This window comes from Mesorhizobium sp. WSM4819, from assembly GCF_055811215.1.
Map to the genome: position 1 here is coordinate 1 of NZ_JBVVQO010000098.1, position 500 is coordinate 500.

The window sequence follows — 500 nt, forward strand, 5'->3', positions numbered from 1 at the left end:
AGGTAACGGCCAGTTTGTGGATAGTTTCCTTGCAATTCCAGTTTGCGATTTCGCCGCCTGGCGAAGCGTGATTCACTGCTTTCATCGCAGTGAATCGGGAGCCAGGCGATGGGCAGGCCACGCGAGCGGCGCGAGACTGGAGAACAGGATCTTTTCCGCGCTCGCCTTGATCAGATCCTCAACATGAACCACGAGCTGGTGCGGCTGGCCCGCACCATCGACTGGCCGGTGCTGGAGGCGCGCTTCGGTGCGGTCTATTCGGACGGTCCCGGCATGCCGCCGCTGCCGACCCGGCTGATGGCGGGGCTCGCCATCCTCAAGCACACCTTCAACCTGTCGGACGAGGCGCTGTGCGCACGCTGGGTCGAGAACCCGTATTTCCAGTATCTGTGCGGCGAGGAGTTCTTCCGCCACGACCTGCCGTTCGACCGCTCGTCGATGACGCGCTGGCGCAGCCGCATGGGCGAGGAGCGGATCGTCGCGCTTTTGCAGGAAAGCCT

The 500-nt window shown here is 63.4% G+C and carries 1 protein-coding gene; it reads left to right on the plus strand.

Annotation, left to right across the window (positions count from 1 at the left end):
• Positions 1-108: 108 nt before the first annotated feature.
• The coding region (locus tag AC0L18_RS32395; protein WP_473495745.1) for a transposase at positions 109-500 on the plus strand (392 nt) is incomplete at its 3' end.